This is a genomic window from Variovorax sp. AC103 (genome assembly GCF_979254005.1).
On sequence record NZ_CEEDFC010000007.1, the window covers coordinates 123,889 to 140,235 of the forward strand.

Annotated in this window: 13 protein-coding genes; all 13 read right to left on the reverse strand. The window is 66.5% G+C overall.

All coding sequences use genetic code 11. The features are described from left to right. Nucleotides 1-23: 23 nt before the first annotated feature. Nucleotides 24-4,772 carry a glutamate synthase-related protein gene (locus AC0IYU_RS12680; protein ID WP_472117141.1) on the reverse strand — a complete coding sequence of 1,583 codons (4,749 nt, stop codon included), beginning with the start codon at nucleotides 4,770-4,772 and terminating at the stop codon, nucleotides 24-26. 185 nt (nucleotides 4,773-4,957) lie between these two features. Beyond that, on the reverse strand, nucleotides 4,958-5,653 hold the full coding sequence (locus tag AC0IYU_RS12685; RefSeq protein WP_472117144.1) for a transposase: 696 nt from the start codon (nucleotides 5,651-5,653) through the stop codon (nucleotides 4,958-4,960). A gap of 43 nt (nucleotides 5,654-5,696) precedes the next feature. After that, nucleotides 5,697-6,584 carry a class I SAM-dependent methyltransferase gene (locus AC0IYU_RS12690; protein ID WP_472117147.1) on the reverse strand — a complete coding sequence of 296 codons (888 nt, stop codon included), beginning with the start codon at nucleotides 6,582-6,584 and terminating at the stop codon, nucleotides 5,697-5,699. Beyond that, nucleotides 6,581-7,156: a DUF1415 domain-containing protein gene (locus AC0IYU_RS12695; protein WP_472117150.1), complete on the reverse strand. Its 576-nt coding sequence runs from the start codon at nucleotides 7,154-7,156 to the stop codon at nucleotides 6,581-6,583. Before AC0IYU_RS12695 ends, AC0IYU_RS12690 begins: the two co-directional genes overlap by 4 nt. Then, nucleotides 7,153-8,397 (reverse strand): MFS transporter, encoded by a 1,245-nt coding sequence (locus tag AC0IYU_RS12700; RefSeq protein ID WP_472117154.1) that lies wholly within the window; start codon nucleotides 8,395-8,397, stop codon nucleotides 7,153-7,155. Before AC0IYU_RS12700 ends, AC0IYU_RS12695 begins: the two co-directional genes overlap by 4 nt. 20 nt (nucleotides 8,398-8,417) lie before the next feature. After that, complete coding sequence (locus AC0IYU_RS12705; RefSeq protein ID WP_472117157.1) at nucleotides 8,418-9,548, reverse strand: deoxyguanosinetriphosphate triphosphohydrolase; 1,131 nt, start codon at nucleotides 9,546-9,548, stop codon at nucleotides 8,418-8,420. Next, entirely contained in the window at nucleotides 9,545-10,654 is a 1,110-nt protein-coding gene (aroB, locus tag AC0IYU_RS12710; protein ID WP_472117159.1) for a 3-dehydroquinate synthase, read from the reverse strand. The genes AC0IYU_RS12705 and aroB overlap by 4 nt, the downstream gene beginning before the upstream one ends. A gap of 34 nt (nucleotides 10,655-10,688) precedes the next feature. Continuing rightward, nucleotides 10,689-11,237, reverse strand: a complete 549-nt coding sequence (locus AC0IYU_RS12715) for a shikimate kinase (protein ID WP_435441397.1) — start codon at nucleotides 11,235-11,237, stop codon at nucleotides 10,689-10,691. 23 nt (nucleotides 11,238-11,260) lie between these two features. Then, entirely contained in the window at nucleotides 11,261-13,393 is a 2,133-nt protein-coding gene (gene pilQ, locus AC0IYU_RS12720) for a type IV pilus secretin PilQ (protein ID WP_472117162.1), read from the reverse strand. Then, nucleotides 13,390-13,929 carry a pilus assembly protein PilP gene (locus tag AC0IYU_RS12725; RefSeq protein WP_472117165.1) on the reverse strand — a complete coding sequence of 180 codons (540 nt, stop codon included), beginning with the start codon at nucleotides 13,927-13,929 and terminating at the stop codon, nucleotides 13,390-13,392. The genes pilQ and AC0IYU_RS12725 overlap by 4 nt, the downstream gene beginning before the upstream one ends. After that, the gene (locus AC0IYU_RS12730; RefSeq protein ID WP_472117168.1) at nucleotides 13,926-14,606 is read right to left on the reverse strand and encodes a type IV pilus inner membrane component PilO; all 681 of its coding nucleotides are present in this window, start codon (nucleotides 14,604-14,606) and stop codon (nucleotides 13,926-13,928) included. The genes AC0IYU_RS12725 and AC0IYU_RS12730 overlap by 4 nt, the downstream gene beginning before the upstream one ends. A 6-nt stretch (nucleotides 14,607-14,612) precedes the next feature. Next, a complete protein-coding gene (locus tag AC0IYU_RS12735; protein WP_435482780.1) occupies nucleotides 14,613-15,233 on the reverse strand; it encodes a PilN domain-containing protein in 621 nt (206 codons plus the stop codon). Next, the gene (locus AC0IYU_RS12740; protein WP_435441402.1) at nucleotides 15,230-16,309 is read right to left on the reverse strand and encodes a pilus assembly protein PilM; all 1,080 of its coding nucleotides are present in this window, start codon (nucleotides 16,307-16,309) and stop codon (nucleotides 15,230-15,232) included. The genes AC0IYU_RS12735 and AC0IYU_RS12740 overlap by 4 nt, the downstream gene beginning before the upstream one ends. Nucleotides 16,310-16,347: the final 38 nt, after the last annotated feature.

The following is a 16,347-nucleotide window of genomic DNA, read 5'->3' on the forward strand; positions in this document are numbered from 1 at the left end:
CTGTTCTTCGTGTTCGTTGCCGCTCAGACCGCGGCGGTTGCGGACGGCGCCACCAGCGCATGCGGCTCGAGACCGGCGTGCGCGTTGTTGCCGCTGCTCGCCAGCTCGACCTTGCGGTCGTGCAGCTCGGCCAGCGCGCGCTTGTATTCGTTCGGGAACACCTTCACGAACTTGGTGCGCGACACGGCCCAGCTGTCGAGCAGTTCGCGCGCGCGCTTGCTGCCGGTCCAGCGGTGGTGCTCCTCGAGCAGCTTCTTGAGCTGCGCTTCGTCGGTCTCGCCGCCGTGCCAGATCTTGCGGTGCACGCTGGCCGTCTGCTCGGCCGAGGTCAGCACCTTGTCGAGCGAGACCATCGCGAGGTTGCAACGCGTGGCGAACTGGCCGTCTTCGTCGTAGACGAAGGCCACGCCGCCGCTCATGCCGGCCGCGAAGTTGCGGCCCGTCTTGCCGAGCACGGCCACCGTACCGCCGGTCATGTATTCGCAACCGTGGTCGCCCGTGCCTTCGATGACCGCCGTGGCGCCCGAAAGACGCACCGCGAAACGCTCGCCGGCCACGCCGCACAGGTAGGCCTCGCCGGTGGTCGCGCCGTACAGCGCGGTGTTGCCCACGATGGTGTTGCGCACCGCTTCGCCGCGGAAGTCCAGGCTGGGGCGAACCACCACGCGGCCGCCGGACAGGCCCTTGCCGGTGTAGTCGTTGGCGTCGCCGATCAGGTACAGCGTGATGCCGCGTGCCAGGAAGGCGCCGAACGACTGGCCGCCCGTGCCCTCGAGCTGGATGCGGATCGAGTCGTCGGGCAGGCCTTGCGGATGCACCTTGGTCAGCGCGCCCGAGAGCATGGCGCCCACCGAGCGGTTGACGTTGCGCACCACCTCGATGAACTGCACCTTCTCGCCCTTGTCGATGGCGGGACGCGACTTCTCGATGAGCTTGACGTCCAGCGCGCGCTCCAGGCCGTGCTCCTGGTTCTCGACATGGAAGCGCGGCACGTCGGCCGGCACGTTGGGCAGCGCGAAGAGGCGGCTGAAATCGAGGCCCGAAGCCTTCCAGTGCTCGATGCCCTTGCGCATGTCGAGCAGGTCGGCGCGGCCGATCAGGTCGTCGAACTTGCGGATGCCCAGCTGGGCCATGATCTGGCGCACTTCTTCGGCCACGAAGAAGAAGTAGTTGACGACGTGCTCGGGCTTGCCCGAGAACTTCTTGCGCAGGATCGGGTCCTGCGTGGCCACGCCCACCGGGCAGGTGTTCAGGTGGCACTTGCGCATCATGATGCAGCCTTCGACCACCAGCGGCGCGGTCGCGAAGCCGAACTCGTCGGCACCCAGCAGCGCGCCGATGGCGACGTCGCGGCCGGTCTTCATCTGGCCGTCGGCCTGCACGCGGATGCGGCTGCGCAGGCGGTTGAGCACCAGCGTCTGCTGCGTCTCGGCCAGGCCGATTTCCCACGGGCTGCCTGCATGCTTGATCGACGACCAGGGCGAGGCGCCCGTGCCGCCGTCATGGCCGGCGATCACGACGTGGTCGCTCTTGCACTTGGCCACGCCCGCGGCAATGGTGCCGACGCCGATTTCACTCACCAGCTTCACGCTGATGCTGGCGTGCGGCGCGGTGTTCTTCAGGTCGTGAATGAGCTGCGCCAGGTCTTCGATCGAGTAGATGTCGTGGTGCGGCGGGGGCGAGATGAGGCCCACGCCCGGCACGGCATAGCGCTGCTTGCCGATGTACTCGGTGACCTTGCCGCCGGGCAGCTGGCCGCCCTCGCCCGGCTTGGCGCCCTGGGCCATCTTGATCTGGATCTGGTCGGCCGAATGCAGGTACTCGGCGGTGACGCCGAAGCGGCCGGAGGCCACCTGCTTGATGCGCGAACGCAGCGAGTCGCCGTCCTTCAGCGGCAGGTCGACCTCGACGTTGGCCGCACCGATCACGCTCTTGAGCGTGTCGCCCTGCTTGATCGGGATGCCCTTGAGCTCGTTGCGGTAGCGCGCGGGGTCTTCGCCGCCCTCGCCCGTGTTGCTCTTGCCGCCGATGCGGTTCATGGCCACGGCCAGCGTGGCGTGGGCCTCGGTGCTGATCGAGCCGAGCGACATCGCACCGGTGGCGAAGCGCTTGACGATCTCGACGGCGGACTCGACCTCGTCGACCGGCACGGCCTTGGCCGGGTCGATCTTGAACTCGAACAGGCCGCGCAGCGTGAGGTGGCGGCGGTTCTGGTCGTTGATGAGCTGGGCGTATTCCTTGTACGTGTTCCAGTTGTTGGAGCGCGTGCTGTGCTGCAGCTTGGCGATGGCGTCGGGCGTCCACATGTGCTCTTCGCCGCGTGCGCGCCAGGCGTACTCGCCGCCGGCGTCCAGCATGCTGGCGAGCACCGGGTCGTCGCTGAACGCGGCCTTGTGCATGCGGATGGCTTCCTCGGCGATCTCGAAGACGCCGATGCCTTCCACGCGGCTCGCGGTGCCGGTGAAGTACTTGTTGACGGTGACGGTGTTCAGGCCGATGGCCTCGAACAGCTGCGCGCCGCAGTAGCTCATGTAGGTGCTGACACCCATCTTCGACATGATCTTCGACAGGCCCTTGCCGATGGCCTTGACGTAGTTGTAGACCGCCTTGTCGGCGCTCAGGTCGCCCGGCAGGTCGGCATGCATGGCCGCCAGCGTTTCCATGGCCAGGTACGGGTGCACGGCTTCCGCGCCGTAGCCGGCCAGCACGCCGAAGTGATGCACTTCGCGCGCCGAGCCGGTTTCCACCACCAGGCCGGCGGTGGTGCGCAGGCCTTCACGCACCAGGTACTGGTGCACGGCCGACAGCGCCAGCACGGCCGGGATCGCGACTTGCGTCGGGCTCACGCCGCGGTCGCTCACGATCAGGATGTTGTGGCCGCCCTTGATGGCGTCCACGGCTTCGGCGCACAGCGAGGCCAGCTTGGCTTCGACGCCTTCGTCGCCCCAGGCCAGCGGGTAGGTGATGTCGAGCACGTAGCTCTTGAACTTGCCCTGCGTGTACTTGCCGATGTCGCGCAGCTTCGCCATGTCGGAGAAGTCGAGGATCGGCTGGCTCACTTCGAGCCGCATCGGCGGGTTGACCTGGTTGATGTCCAGCAGGTTGGGCTTGGGTCCGATGAAGGACACCAGCGACATCACGATGGCTTCGCGGATCGGGTCGATCGGCGGGTTGGTCACTTGCGCGAACAGCTGCTTGAAGTAGTTGTAGAGCGGCTTGTTCTTGCTGGAGAGCACGGCCAGCGGGCTGTCGTTGCCCATGGAGCCGATGCCTTCCTCGCCGGCCTGCGCCATCGGGCTCATCAGGAACTTGATGTCTTCCTGGGTGTAGCCGAAGGCCTGCTGGCGGTCGAGCAGCGCCACCTGGCTCAGGGGCGCGGAGAACGGCTCGGCCTTGACGCTGTCGAGCTTGATGCGCAGGTTCTCGATCCACTGCTTGTAGGGCTTGCTGTTGGCGAGGGTGGACTTGACCTCCTCGTCGTCGATCATGCGGCCTTGTTCCAGGTCGATCAGGAACATCTTGCCGGGCTGCAGGCGCCACTTGCGCACGATCTTCTGCTCGGGCACGGGCAGCACGCCCGATTCGGAGGCCATGATGACCAGGTCGTCGTCGGTCACGCAGTAGCGCGAGGGGCGCAGGCCGTTGCGGTCGAGCGTGGCGCCGATCTGGCGGCCGTCGGTGAAGACGATGGAGGCCGGGCCGTCCCACGGCTCGAGCATGGCGGCGTGGTACTCGTAGAACGCGCGGCGACGCGGGTCCATGGTGGCGTGCTGTTCCCAGGGCTCGGGAATCATCATCATCACGGCCTGGCTGATGGGGTAGCCGGCCATCGTCAGCAGCTCGAGGCAGTTGTCGAAGGTGGCGGTGTCGGACTGGCCGGCGAAGCTGATCGGGTAGAGCTTCTGCAGGTCGGCGCCCAGCACGGGCGAGGACATCACGCCTTCGCGCGCCTTCATCCAGTTGTAGTTGCCCTTGACCGTGTTGATTTCGCCGTTGTGGGCGACGTAACGGTACGGGTGGGCCAGCGGCCACTCGGGGAAGGTGTTGGTCGAGAAGCGCTGGTGCACCAGGCCCAGGGCCGAGACGCAGCGCTTGTCCTGCAGGTCCATGAAGTAGGTGCCGACCTGGTCGGCCAGCAGCAGCCCCTTGTAGACCACGGTGCGGCTCGACATGCTGGGTACGTAGTACTCCTTGCTGTGCTTGAGCTTCAGGCGCTGGATGTTGGCGCTGGCGGTCTTGCGGATGACGTAGAGCTTGCGTTCCAGCGCGTCCTGCACGATCACGTCGTTGCCGCGGCCGATGAACACCTGGCGCAGCAGGGGCTCCTTGGCGCGCACGGTGGGCGACATGGGCATGTCGCGGTTGACCGGCACGTCGCGCCAGCCGAGCAGCACCTGGCCTTCGGCCTTGATGGCGCGTTCCATTTCCTGCTCGCAGGCTTCGCGCGAGGCATGTTCCTTGGGCAGGAAGATCATGCCGACGCCGTACTCGCCCGGCGGGGGCAGCGTGACGCCCTGGCTGGCCATCTCTTCGCGGTACAGGTGGTCGGGCAGCTGGATCAGGATGCCCGCGCCGTCGCCCATGAGCTTGTCGGCGCCCACGGCGCCGCGGTGGTCGAGGTTTTCAAGGATCTTCAGGCCCTGCAGCACGATGGCATGGCTTTTCTCGCCCTTGATGTGGGCGACGAAGCCGACGCCGCAGGCATCGTGCTCGTCGGCACCGGAATACAGACCGTGTTCTTGGAGATGTTGAATCTCGGCAGCCGTCGTCATGGGCGCGCTCCTTCAGTTTTCGCAGGGAAAGGGAGCATATTGCGATGCACAAAGAATGCCAAATACTTTAATTGGGGTCAGATTCTTATTAAATCTTGAGTTTTCTTGTCAGAATTTAAATGGGGACACATCAAAACAAGGAGCGAAAACTCTAGCCCCGGCGCCGGTTTAGGCGCTATTTGGTCTCAGGATCGAGGGGTCGACGGTGGCCGTCCGGCCTTGGCCTTGACCACGCGCCGCTCGGTCGATTTCTGCAGCGTGTCCAGAAAATCCTCGTCGCCCGCCGCCCAGCCGCGCAAGGTGGCCTCGGTCAGGGCCGCCTGCTCGGCCGCCCGCACCCCGCTGCGCACCAACTCGACATAGGCCGCTTCCCGCGCGAACGGCGTGTTGCCGAGTTCCCAGTACAGCGGATGCGGCGTGAGAAGCCGGTCGTGCCGCAGCCCGGCGTAGTGGCCATGGCTGGACCAGGGGAAGTCGCGCGCATCGGCGGCCATGCCCGCGCGCACCGGGTTGAGGTCGATGTAGGCCATGCAGGTGAGCAGGTAGCGGTCGGTCTGGATCAGCGTCGACCGGTAGCGGCCTTCCCACAGCGTGCCGCTGCGGCCGTGGCGGTCGTTGAAGTAGCGCACGTAGCTGCGTCCCACCGACTGCATGAGCTGCGGCAGGCCGGCGGTGCTGTCGGGCGTGGCCAGCAAATGGAAATGGTTGTCCATCAGCACGTAGGCATGCAGCGCGACGCCGAAGCGCGCGGCGTTCTCCGCCAGCAGGGCGAGCAGCTTCTCGTGGTCGGCGCGGTCCACGAAGATCGGCTGGCGGTTGTTGCCGCGCTGGATCACGTGGTGCGGCATGCCGGCCAGCGTGAGGCGGGGAAGGCGTGCCATGGCGTTGGCGTGGGTGGACCGGCCTGCGGGGCTGCGCCGGCGCTCAGGCCAGGCGAAAGCGCGTGTCGCCCAGCGTGTCGAGCCCGAACTGCGCCAGCAGCTCGCGCAGCCGCGTGGCCGCGCTGGCCTTGCGCTGGCCCGTGTAGCGCGCCAGGATCAGTTCGTTCTTCATGCTGTGCTCCCAGCCGACCAGCTCGGTGACCGTGACGCTGTAGCCATTGGCTTCGAGGTACAGGCAACGCAGCACGTTGGTCAGCTGGCTGCCGATTTCGCGCGTGTGCAGCGGATGGCGCCACAGCTCGGCCAGCGGCGTGCGCGACAAGGCAAGCGCCTTCGTTTCGCGCAAGCAGGCCGCCACTTCGGCCTGGCAGCAGGGCACCAGCACCATGCAGCGGGCCTTCTTCGCGAGGCCGAAGGCAATGGCGTCGTCGGTGGCGGTGTCGCAGGCGTGCAGCGCGGTGACCACGTCGATCTGCGCCGGCAGCTCGCCCGCCTGCGCCGACTCGGCCACCGTCAGGTTGAGGAAGGACATGCGCTCGAAGCCCAGGCGCTGCGCCAATGCGCGCGAGCGCTCGACCAGCTCGCTGCGCGTCTCGATGCCGTAGACATGCCCCCCGCCCTGCCGCGCGCGGAAGAACAGGTCGTAGATGATGAAACCCAGGTACGACTTTCCCGCGCCGTGGTCGGCCAGCGTGGCGCCCGCGCCCTCTTGCGGCAGTTCGCGCAGCAACTGCTCGATGAACTGGAACAGGTGGTAGACCTGCTTGAGCTTGCGCCGCGAGTCCTGGTTGAGCCGGCCCTCGCGCGTGAGGATGTGCAGCTCCTTGAGCAATTCGACGGACTGGCCCGGCTTGAGCACTTCGGCCAGTTCCGCGTCGGCCTTGGCGGCCTTGTTCGTCCGGGGTGCTTGCGCTGCGAGTTTGGTGTTCATGCCTTGGCACTCCCGGGGCCGACGTCCAGCGCCGCCCAGCCTTGCGGGCCCAGCGCTTGCAGGGTGTCGATGTTGCGTTCGAAGATCGCGTCCGCGTCGGGGAAGGCTTCGACCGCACGGTCCACGCTGTCTTCGCGCAGCAGGTGCAGCGTGGGGTACGGCGCGCGGTTAGTGGCGTTGCCGATGTCGTCGGCTTCGGTGCCGGCGAACTGGAACTGCGGATGAAAGCTCGCCAGCTGGAACACGCCGTCGTAGCCGGCACGCGCCAGCTGGCGTTCGGCACGCGCCGTGAAATCGTTGAAGTCCAGGAAGTCGGCCAAGGTGTTCGGTGCTATCAAAAGGGTGGTGTCGCGCTGGGCGGCGTCGAGTGCCGCGAGGTCTTGGGCTTCGGACAGGAGCGCGTCCATCAGGTCGGCCTGCTCGGCGCTCTCGTATACGGCGTAGTGGATCTGCCCCTTCACGTGAACGGCTTTCGCGAACGGGCACAGGTTCAGCCCGATCACCGCGCGCTCGAGCCAGCGCCGCATGTCGGCTTCGGCCTGAAGAACGTCGATTGTCGCCGGGCCGCTCATGCCATCTCCGCCGCAGGGCGAATCCGCCCCAGGCGCCGCGCGAGCGCCATGCCGGCCAGCGAGCAGGCCAGCGTGGCCGTCCACGTCCAGTGCCAGCCGCCGACGCGGTGCGCCACCCATGCCACCGCCGGCGGCGCCAGGAACTGGCCGAGCGAGGACGCCTGCTGCATGAGGCCGATCGTCGTCGAAACGGTGGAGGGCCCCGGCGCCAGCCGCACGCCGAGAAAGAACAGCGTGGCCGGCACCATGCCGCCGCCCAGCGAGAACGCGCAGACGGCGATGTAGCGCAGCACCGGCGGCAGGCTCAGCGCGTCGGTGCCCTGCCCCAGTTGCGCGAAGGCCGCCACGCCGCCCAGCGCCATCGTCAGGAAACCGAGCTGCAGCAGCCGCTGCGGTGCCACGCCGCGTTGCAGCCAGCGGCCGCCGGCGATGTTGCCGACGATGTTCATGGCGGCGGCCAGCGCGGTCAGCACCGCGTTCCAGGCGGCGGGCACGCCGGCGCCCGCATAGATGGCGGGCAGGAAGCCGATCACCGCCATCCACTGGGCCGAGTACACGGCAAAGGTCAGGCCGACCAGCCAGGGCGCGCGGGCGCCGCCCGTGGCGTGCAGGCGCGACTTCCAGCCGATCGACGCGTTGCCGGGGGCCACCGGCCTCAGCCGGTCGGCCGGCACCGCCAGCCACACCCACAGCGCGGCCAACGCCGAGACCAGCGACAGCGCCCACCACCAGTCGGCCCAGCCGCCCCACGCGATCAGGGCCGGCCCGAGCAGCAGCGCGAGCGCCACGCCCAGCGGCATGTAGGCGCCCCACAGGCCCAGCGCGGCCTTGTCGGCGCCCGGCGGGGTGAGCGCGCGGATGAGTCCGGGCCCCGGCATCACGGCCAGCAGAAAACCAATGCCCTCGACCGCCCGCAGCGCCAGCAACCACGCCACGGCGTGCGTGCCGCCCAGCGCGCCGACGCCGACCCCGCCGCCCAGCAGGCTGGCCACCGTCAGCACGCCCAGCCCAGCGAGCATGCTGCGGCGCAGGCCGATGGTGTCGGCCGCCAGGCCTGCGGCCAGGCCGAGCGTCATGCTCGCCACCTGCACGAGCGACAGCAGGAATCCGGCCTCCACCAGGCCGATGCCCAGCGACGCCTGCAGCGCGGGCACGGCCGGCGGCAGCTTGCCCAGGTGCAAAGCGCCGCTGACGCCGCCCAGGAGCACGGCAAAGGCGGCGACCGGCACGCGCGGTCGCACGGACGCAGGCGCGGCAGGGCTCACGCGATCCCCCGGCGGCCCGTGAGCCGTTCGTGCTCGCGCATGGCGAACCGGTCGGTCATGCCGGCGATGTAGTCGGCCACCGCGCGGTGCCGGTCGTCGCGCTCGGCGTAGCCGTCGGGCATTTCGGCGCTGCGCGCAAGGTAGGCGTCGAACAGCTCCCGCACCACGGCCTGCGCCTGGTCGGTGGTCTGCGTGACCTGCGGATGGCGGTAGAGGTTGCGAAAGAGAAAGCGCTTCAGGTCTTCCGATTCCGCCCGCATGGCCTCGGTGAATGCAACGATGGGTGCTGCCTGGCGCACCGCATCGGCATCGGCCGGTCCGAGCGCCTCGAGCGCAGCGCGGGTTGCGTCGATCACGTCGTAGACCTGCGCGCTCAGCATGCGACGGATGGTCTCGTAGAGCACGCGGCGGCCCTTCAATTGCGGGTGCTCGGCGAGCGCCTCGCGGCGGTAGCGCTCGAACAGCGCCACGTCGGACAGCTGCTCGACGCTGATGAGGCCCGAGCGCACGCCATCGTCGATGTCGTGGGCGTTGTAGGCGATGGCATCGGCCAGGTTGCACAGCTGGGCTTCGAGGCCCGGCTGCGTGCGGTCCAGAAAGCGCCGGGCCACGCCGTGAGGCTCCACGGCTTCGAGCTTCTCGGCGTTCGCGCGCGAGCAATGCTTGAGGATGCCCTCGCGGGTCTCGAAGCTGAGGTTCAGGCCGTCGTACTGCGGGTAGCGGTGCTCCAGCGCATCGACCACGCGCAGGCTCTGCAGGTTGTGCTCGAAGCCGCCGTGACCGGCCATGCAGGCATTGAGCGCATCCTGCCCCGCGTGTCCGAACGGCGTGTGGCCCAGGTCGTGCGCCAGCGCGATCGCCTCGACCAGGTCTTCGTTGATGTGCAGGGCGCGCGCAATGGAACGGCCCAGTTGGGCGACTTCCAGCGAATGCGTGAGCCGGGTGCGAAACAGGTCGCCTTCGTGGTTCAGGAAGACCTGCGTCTTGTAGACCAGCCGGCGGAAGGCCGTCGAATGCACGATGCGGTCGCGGTCGCGCTGGAAGGCGTCGCGCGTGGGCGCGGGCGGCTCGGCATGCCGACGGCCGCGCGACTGCGCGGGATGGCAGGCATAGGCCGCGAGACTCATCCCTCGCAGCACTGCGCGAGCACTTCGCGCACCAGCGCATCCGGCGCGCTGCGGACCACGGCGGAGCCGGGCTTGTCGATTACCACGAAGCGGATTTCGCCGGCCTCGGACTTCTTGTCGACGCGCATCAGCTGCAGGTAGCGCTCGGCCCCCAGCGCCGGGCCGACGGTCGGCAGGCCGGCACGCTGGATCAGGCGCGTGAGCCGCTCGACGAAGGCCGCGTCCACGCCGCCGAGGCGCTGCGACAGGTGCGCTGCCATGACCATGCCGCAGCCGACGCCCTCGCCGTGCAGCCATTCGCCGTAGCCCAGGCCCGACTCGATCGCATGGCCGAAGGTGTGGCCGAAATTGAGAATGGCGCGCAGGCCGGTCTCGCGCTCGTCCTGGCCGACCACCAGCGCCTTGATCTCGCAGCTGCGCTTGACGGCGTAGGCCAGCGCGGCGGGGTCGCGCGCCACCAGCGCGTCGATGTTCGCCTCGATCCAGTCGAAGAAGGCCATGTCGTGGATCGGGCCGTACTTGATGACCTCGGCCAGTCCGGCGCTCAGTTCGCGCGGCGGCAGGGTCTGCAGCGTGCCCAGGTCGCACACCACGAGCTGCGGCTGGTAGAACGCGCCGATCATGTTCTTGCCCAGCGGGTGATTGATGGCCGTCTTGCCGCCCACCGAAGAGTCGACCTGCGCCAGGAGCGTGGTCGGCACCTGGATGAAGGGCACGCCGCGCATGTAGCTGGCAGCGGCGAAGCCGGTCATGTCGCCCACCACGCCACCGCCGAGCGCGAACATCACCGTCTTGCGGTCGCTGCCGTGGCCCAGCAGGGCGTCGAAGATCAGGTTCAGCGTCTGCAGGTTCTTGTGCACTTCGCCGTCGGGCAGCTCGAGCAAGTGAACCGTGCGGAAACGCCCCGCGAGGGCGGCTTGCAGTGCCTTCGCGTAGAGCGGCGCCACCGTGGTGTTGCTGACGATCAGGGCGGAAGCGGCTGCAGGCGCGACGGCGAAGCTCTCGGGGTCGTCCAGCAGACCGGCACCGATCAGGATGGGATAGCTGCGGTCGCCGAGCTGGATGTCGACGCGTTCTGGCGGAGCGGAAAGTACGGACAGGGACATGGCGGCGAGTTTAGGCGCTGCGGCCAGGGCCGGCTCAGGCGGCGGGCTCTTCCGGATGGGCCCCAGGCTCGACGATGCCGGCCAGTTCGAGCTGCATGACGATGATGTTCACCAGCATGGCGATGGACGGACGGCCTGTGTCGACCACGTCGTGCGCGGTTTCCCGGTAGAACGGGTCGCGCGCGTCATGCAGCTCCCGCAGGCGGCCCAGCGGATCGGCCACCTGCAGCAAGGGACGCTTGACGTCGTGACGCAGGCGCCGGAACAGGTCCTCGGGGGAGGAGCGCAGGTAGATCACGTGGAAGTGATCGCGCAACTGGTTGCGGTTGGCATCGCGCAGCACTGCCCCGCCGCCGGTGGCCAGCACGCCCTGGGCGTTGGCCGCCAGGTCGGCGATGACGTTTTGCTCAAGGTCGCGGAAGGCAACCTCGCCTTCACGATCGAAAAAATCACGGATCGAACAGCCGATGCGCTGCTCGATCACGTGATCGGTGTCGATGAAAGGAAGGTCCAGCCGCATCCCCAGGCGCCGGCCCACTGCGGATTTTCCGGCGCCGGGCAACCCGACGAGTGCGACCGCCACGCGGTGGCTGCTACGCCCGCGCGTCAGCGCGCGGCGTTGCGGTCGGTAATCATCTTCGGAGTGATAAAGACGAGCATTTCGGTCTTGTTTGCAACGCGTTCGCGCTTGCGGAACAGTGCCCCCAGGTAGGGCACTTCACCCAGCACCGGCACGCGCGATTCGTCATTGGTTTCGGTTAGTTCGAAGATACCACCGATGACGACCGTGCCGCCGTTCTCGACCAGCACCTCGGTTTGCACGTGCTTGGTGTTGATGGCGGGACCTGCCGACGTGTTCACGCCGCGCGCGTCCTTGCTCACGTCCAGCGTCAGGATGATGTTGCCCTCAGGCGTGATCTGCGGCGTCACCTCGAGCTTCAGCACGGCCTTGCGGAACGAGATGGAGGTTGCCCCGCTGGACGTCGCCTGCTGGTAGGGAATTTCCTCGCCCTGCTCGATCAGCGCCTTGGTCTGGTCGGCGGTGATCACGCGGGGGCTGGAGACCAGCTTGCCCTTGCCATCGGCCTCGAGCGCCGAGATTTCGAGGTTCAGCATGCGCGAGAAGCTCGAATTGAAGAGCGAGATCGCGAAGGCGCCTGCCGAGTTGCCTGTACCGCCTGCATCGCCTGCTGGCAAGTTGATGAAGTTGGAATTGGTGAACGCGGTGCCCGTGGTACCTGTACTGGGTACTCCACCGACGGTGGCGAAGGCACGGTTGCCCGCCGACGACGCAAAGCGCTCGCCGGAGATGCCGCCACCGAGTCTCACGCCCAGCGACTTGCCGAAGGTGTCTGACGCCTCGACGATGCGCGCCTCGATCAACACCTGGCGAACCGGGATGTCGAGCTTCTGGATCAAGTCGGAAACCTGAGCAAGACGCGACGGAATGTCGGACACGAACAGCTGGTTCGTACGCGATTCGGCGATCACGCTGCCACGAGGGCTCAGGATGCGGCTCGTGTTGCCACCACCGCCACCGCCACCGCCACCCGCCGAGGCGCCCGACCCGGTCAAGCCTTGCGCGATCACCAGGGCCTTGGTGTAGTTCAGCTGGAACGACTGCGTGCGCAGCGGCTCCAGATTCTCGATGGCTGCCTTGGCCTCGAACTCGAGCTTTTCCTTGGCGTTGAGTTCGTCCTTCGGTGCGATCCATAGCACGCTGCCGTTCTTGCGCATGCCCAGGTTCTTGGCCTGCATGATGATGTCGAGCGCCTGGTCCCACGGCACATCCTTCAACCGCAGCGTCAGCGCGCCGGTGACCGAGTCCGACGTCACGATGTTGAAGTTCGTGAAGTCGGCGATCACCTGCAGCAGCGAGCGGATCTCGATGTTCTGGAAGTTGAGCGACAGCTTCTCGCCGTTGTAGCCCACGCCTTGCGTCAGCTTCGTCGGGTCGACCTTGCGAGCGCGCATCTCGACCACGAACTGGTTCTCGCTCTGGTACGCGCTGTGCTCCCACTCGCCCTTGCCCTCGATCGTCATGCGGACGCGGTCGCCCGATTGTTGCGAGGTGATCAGCTGGACCGGGGTGCCGAAATCGGACACATCGAGACGGCGACGCAGGCCTTCAGGCAGCGTCGACTTGGTGAATTCCACGACGAGGTTCTTGCCTTGCTGCTTCACATCGACGCCGACTTGGTTGTTCGCAAGATCGACGATCACGCGGCCGGTGCTGTCCTTGCCAAGGCGAAAGTCCACATCGCGCAACGGCAAAGTGTCGCGGTTGCGATTTTCTGCGAACGTGGTCGCATTGGATGCGGCCAGCGCGGTGCCCGCCGCCGGTTCGAGAATGACCAGCAGCGACTTGCCCTGGATCTCGGTCTTGTAGGCCGTGGCTTGCTTCAGGTTCAACACCACGCGGCTACGGTCGCCCGCCTGAACCACATTCACCGAACGCAGGTTGCCCTGGTTCACTTCGATGGCGGAGCGGCCGATCGCATTCGTGACACCGGGGAAATCAAGCGCGATACGCGCAGGCGTCTGGACGGCAAACCCCGCGGGCGCGGCCGCAAGCGGCTGTGCGAGATCGATGCGGATCACTTCCGCACCCGATTGGGTCGAACTGGTCACTGCCTCGATGGCGTTTTGTGCATGGGCCACGGCCAATGCGCCGAAGGCCAGCAGACCCAGGCCGGCAGCGCGCAGCCATCGAGCCATCTTTGATTTTTCTTGGTTCATTTCGCTCTCTCTTGCAGCTGCAGCGTCGCAACGCGTTCGATCCATTCACCGGCGGCGTCCTGTACGATCTCGCGCAAGCCGACTTCGGTCTCATTGATGAGGGTGATACGCCCGTAGTTGAGTCCCAGGTATTCGCCAACGCGCACCTTGTACAGCAGCTTGTCCACACGGATCAGCGCCACAGGCTGCTTGTTGCGATCCATGCTCCCGACCATCGTCATCGAGTCGAGCGGAAAGGCTTCCAATGGCTCCTTGCGGCGCGCCAGTTCGGGCGCGATCAGCTCTGAGGTGCTCGGCTGATTCGAATCGCGGCGCAGCGCCTGAGTGAGCTTCAGGATGTTGAACGGCTCGAAGGACGAGGCCTCGGTGTACACCTGCGGCGTGAATTTCTTGGGCGCCGTGATCGGCGCCACCGAAGGCTTGACCTGCGCACGCTGTTCGGCCATCCAGCGCTGCGTCTCACCCTGGTCTGACTCGCACGCGCTCAGCGCGGCGCCGGCCAGCGCCACGCAGAGAATCTTGGCGGCAACCTTCACTTCTTTTTCTCCTTCGCCACGGCGGCGCGCTTCTGTGCCGCCCGCTCGTCGTCGTCAAGGTAGCGGAAGGTGCGTGCGGTGGTGTCCATCGTCAGCATGTCCTTGTCCTTCTGCGGCGTGACGGTGATGTTGTTCAGCGTCACGATGCGCGACAGGGCCGCCACGTCGGCCACGAAGGCGCCCATGTCGTGATAGCGCCCGGTAACGCGCACGGCAATCGGCAGCTCGGCGTAGTAGTCCTTGACCGACACCTGGCCCGGACGAAACAACTCGAACTGCAGGCTGCGGCCGAGGCCCGCTTGGTTGATGTCCGACAGCAGCGCGTCCATTTCCGCCTTGCTGGGCAGTTGCTTCTCGAGCAGGGTCACGTACTGCTGCACCTGCTCGCGCTGCTTCTTCAGCAGTTCGAGGTTGGCGGCTTGCGCCACCTTCTTCGAGTAGTCGGCCTTGAGCGTGACTTCCTTGGCGCGCTCGCTTTCCAGTTCGTCATTCGAATTGGTCAGCCAGACAAACCACAGGGCGACCAGCACCAGTGCCGTCACAGCCACGCACAGCGCATAGCGGGGCACCGTTGGCCACATCGACGGATCGTTCGGATTGAGTCCGCGGAACTGGTCGCCGAAACGGCGCAGCGCCGCGGCGAGATCTACTTTCTGGGAGGGGCGATTGCTTGCCATGATCGATTACCCCTTGGACTGCGCGGTTGCAGCCAATGCCTTGTCGGCAGCAGCCTTCTGCGCGTCGGTGGGTCGCTTCAGACCGATGCGCATGGTGAAGTTGGCCACGCGACGCTGGTCGCGCTGGGTCAGGTTGACGTTGGCCGAGGTGATTTCGACCAGCTCCGGCTTCACCAGCCAGGGACTGTTGTTGCCCAGGTTGCGCAGCAGTTCCGAGACTCGCTCGTTCGACTGCGCCATGCCTTGCAGCGTGATGGTCTGGTTGTCCTGCTTCATGCTCGTCAGGTAGACACCGTCGGGCAATTGCCGCACCAGTTCATTGAGCAGGTGAACCGGCAGGTTGCGGTCGCCTTGCAGGTCTTCGACCGCCAGTTGGCGCGCGCGCAGGGCTGCGATTTCTTCCTGCAGCGTCGAAATTTCCTTGATCTCGACCTCGAGCTTCTTGATTTCGGCCTGGAGAAAGCTGTTCTTCGATTGCTGCCCGGAAATTTGCGCCTCGAACCAAAGGTAACCCAGCCCGGCGATCAGCAGGCCGAGCACGGCCGAGGCGCCCAGGGTCCCGTAGAACGCCTCGCGGCGCTTCTTGCGCGCGGCTTCGCGGTGCGGAAGCAGGTTGATGAGGATCACTGCAGGAACCTCCGCATGGCCAGACCGCAGGAGGTCAGATAGGAAGGCGCCTCGCGCCGGACCTTCTTTTCGCGAATGTTCGAACTGAAGTCCATGCCGTCGAAGGGATTGAGCAGCGAGCAGGCGAACGAGGTCTGCCGGGTCACGGCATTGGTCAAGCCCGGCAACGATGCCGAGCCGCCTGCGAGCAACACGTAGTCCACGCGGTTGTGCGGCGTGCTGGTGAAGAAGAACTGGAGCGCACGCGCGATTTCCTGCGCAATGCTTTCCACGAAGGGCTTGAGCACGCCGGAACCGTAGTCGTCCGGCAGGTCGCCGCTGCGCTTCTTGGCCTCGGCCTCTTCGGCGGAAAAACCGTACTGGCGCACGATGAGCTGCGTCAGTTGCGCGCCACCGAAGGCTTGGTCGCGGTCGTACAGCACTTCCTGGTTGCGCAGCACCTGCATGCTGGTGGTGAAAGCACCCACTTCGAACAGCGCCACGATGGCGTCGGTCCCCTTGCCGGGGAGTTGTTCGATCAGGCGGGCCGTCGCCAGGCGCGATGCATAGGACTCGACGTCGAGGATCATCGCCTTCAAGCCGGCAGCTTCCGCCAAGCCTTCGCGGTCCTGGACCTTTTCCTTGCGGGAAGCGGCTATCAGCACCTCCACATCGCCGGGCGAACTGCTGCTCGGGCCCGTGACGCAGAAGTCGAGGCTGACTTCGTCCAGCGAGAAAGGGATGTACTGGTTGGCCTCGGACTCGACCTGAATCTCGAGTTCCTGTTCGCTCATGCCGCCTGGAAGAATGATCTTCTTGGTGATCACCGCCGAGGGCGGCAGCGCGAGCGCGACATTGCGGGTGCGCGTACCGCTTTTGCGAACCACACGGCGGACAGCTTCCGCGACTTCGTCGAACTTCTCGACGTTGCCGTCCGTGATCCAGCCACGCTCCAGGGGTTCGATGGCACAGCGTTCCAGAACCAGCTTGCCGCTGGCCTCACGGCCGAGCTCTACCAGCTTGACACTGGACGAACTGACATCCAGCCCAAGCAAGGGAGCATTCTGACGACGAAACAATGATCCAAGAGCAGCCAAGGTAGGTCCCTCTATCCCCTGTATTTGTAACCAATAGA

Coding starts and splice junctions, on each gene's coding strand:
- AC0IYU_RS12680 (WP_472117141.1), bottom strand. CDS start 4,772: ATGACGACGGCTGCCGAGATTCAACATCTCCAAGAACACGGTCTGTAT.
- AC0IYU_RS12685 (WP_472117144.1), bottom strand. CDS start 5,653: ATGGCACGCCTTCCCCGCCTCACGCTGGCCGGCATGCCGCACCACGTG.
- AC0IYU_RS12690 (WP_472117147.1), bottom strand. CDS start 6,584: ATGAACACCAAACTCGCAGCGCAAGCACCCCGGACGAACAAGGCCGCC.
- AC0IYU_RS12695 (WP_472117150.1), bottom strand. CDS start 7,156: ATGAGCGGCCCGGCGACAATCGACGTTCTTCAGGCCGAAGCCGACATG.
- AC0IYU_RS12705 (WP_472117157.1), bottom strand. CDS start 9,548: ATGAGTCTCGCGGCCTATGCCTGCCATCCCGCGCAGTCGCGCGGCCGT.
- aroB (WP_472117159.1), bottom strand. CDS start 10,654: ATGTCCCTGTCCGTACTTTCCGCTCCGCCAGAACGCGTCGACATCCAG.
- pilQ (WP_472117162.1), bottom strand. CDS start 13,393: ATGAACCAAGAAAAATCAAAGATGGCTCGATGGCTGCGCGCTGCCGGC.
- AC0IYU_RS12730 (WP_472117168.1), bottom strand. CDS start 14,606: ATGGCAAGCAATCGCCCCTCCCAGAAAGTAGATCTCGCCGCGGCGCTG.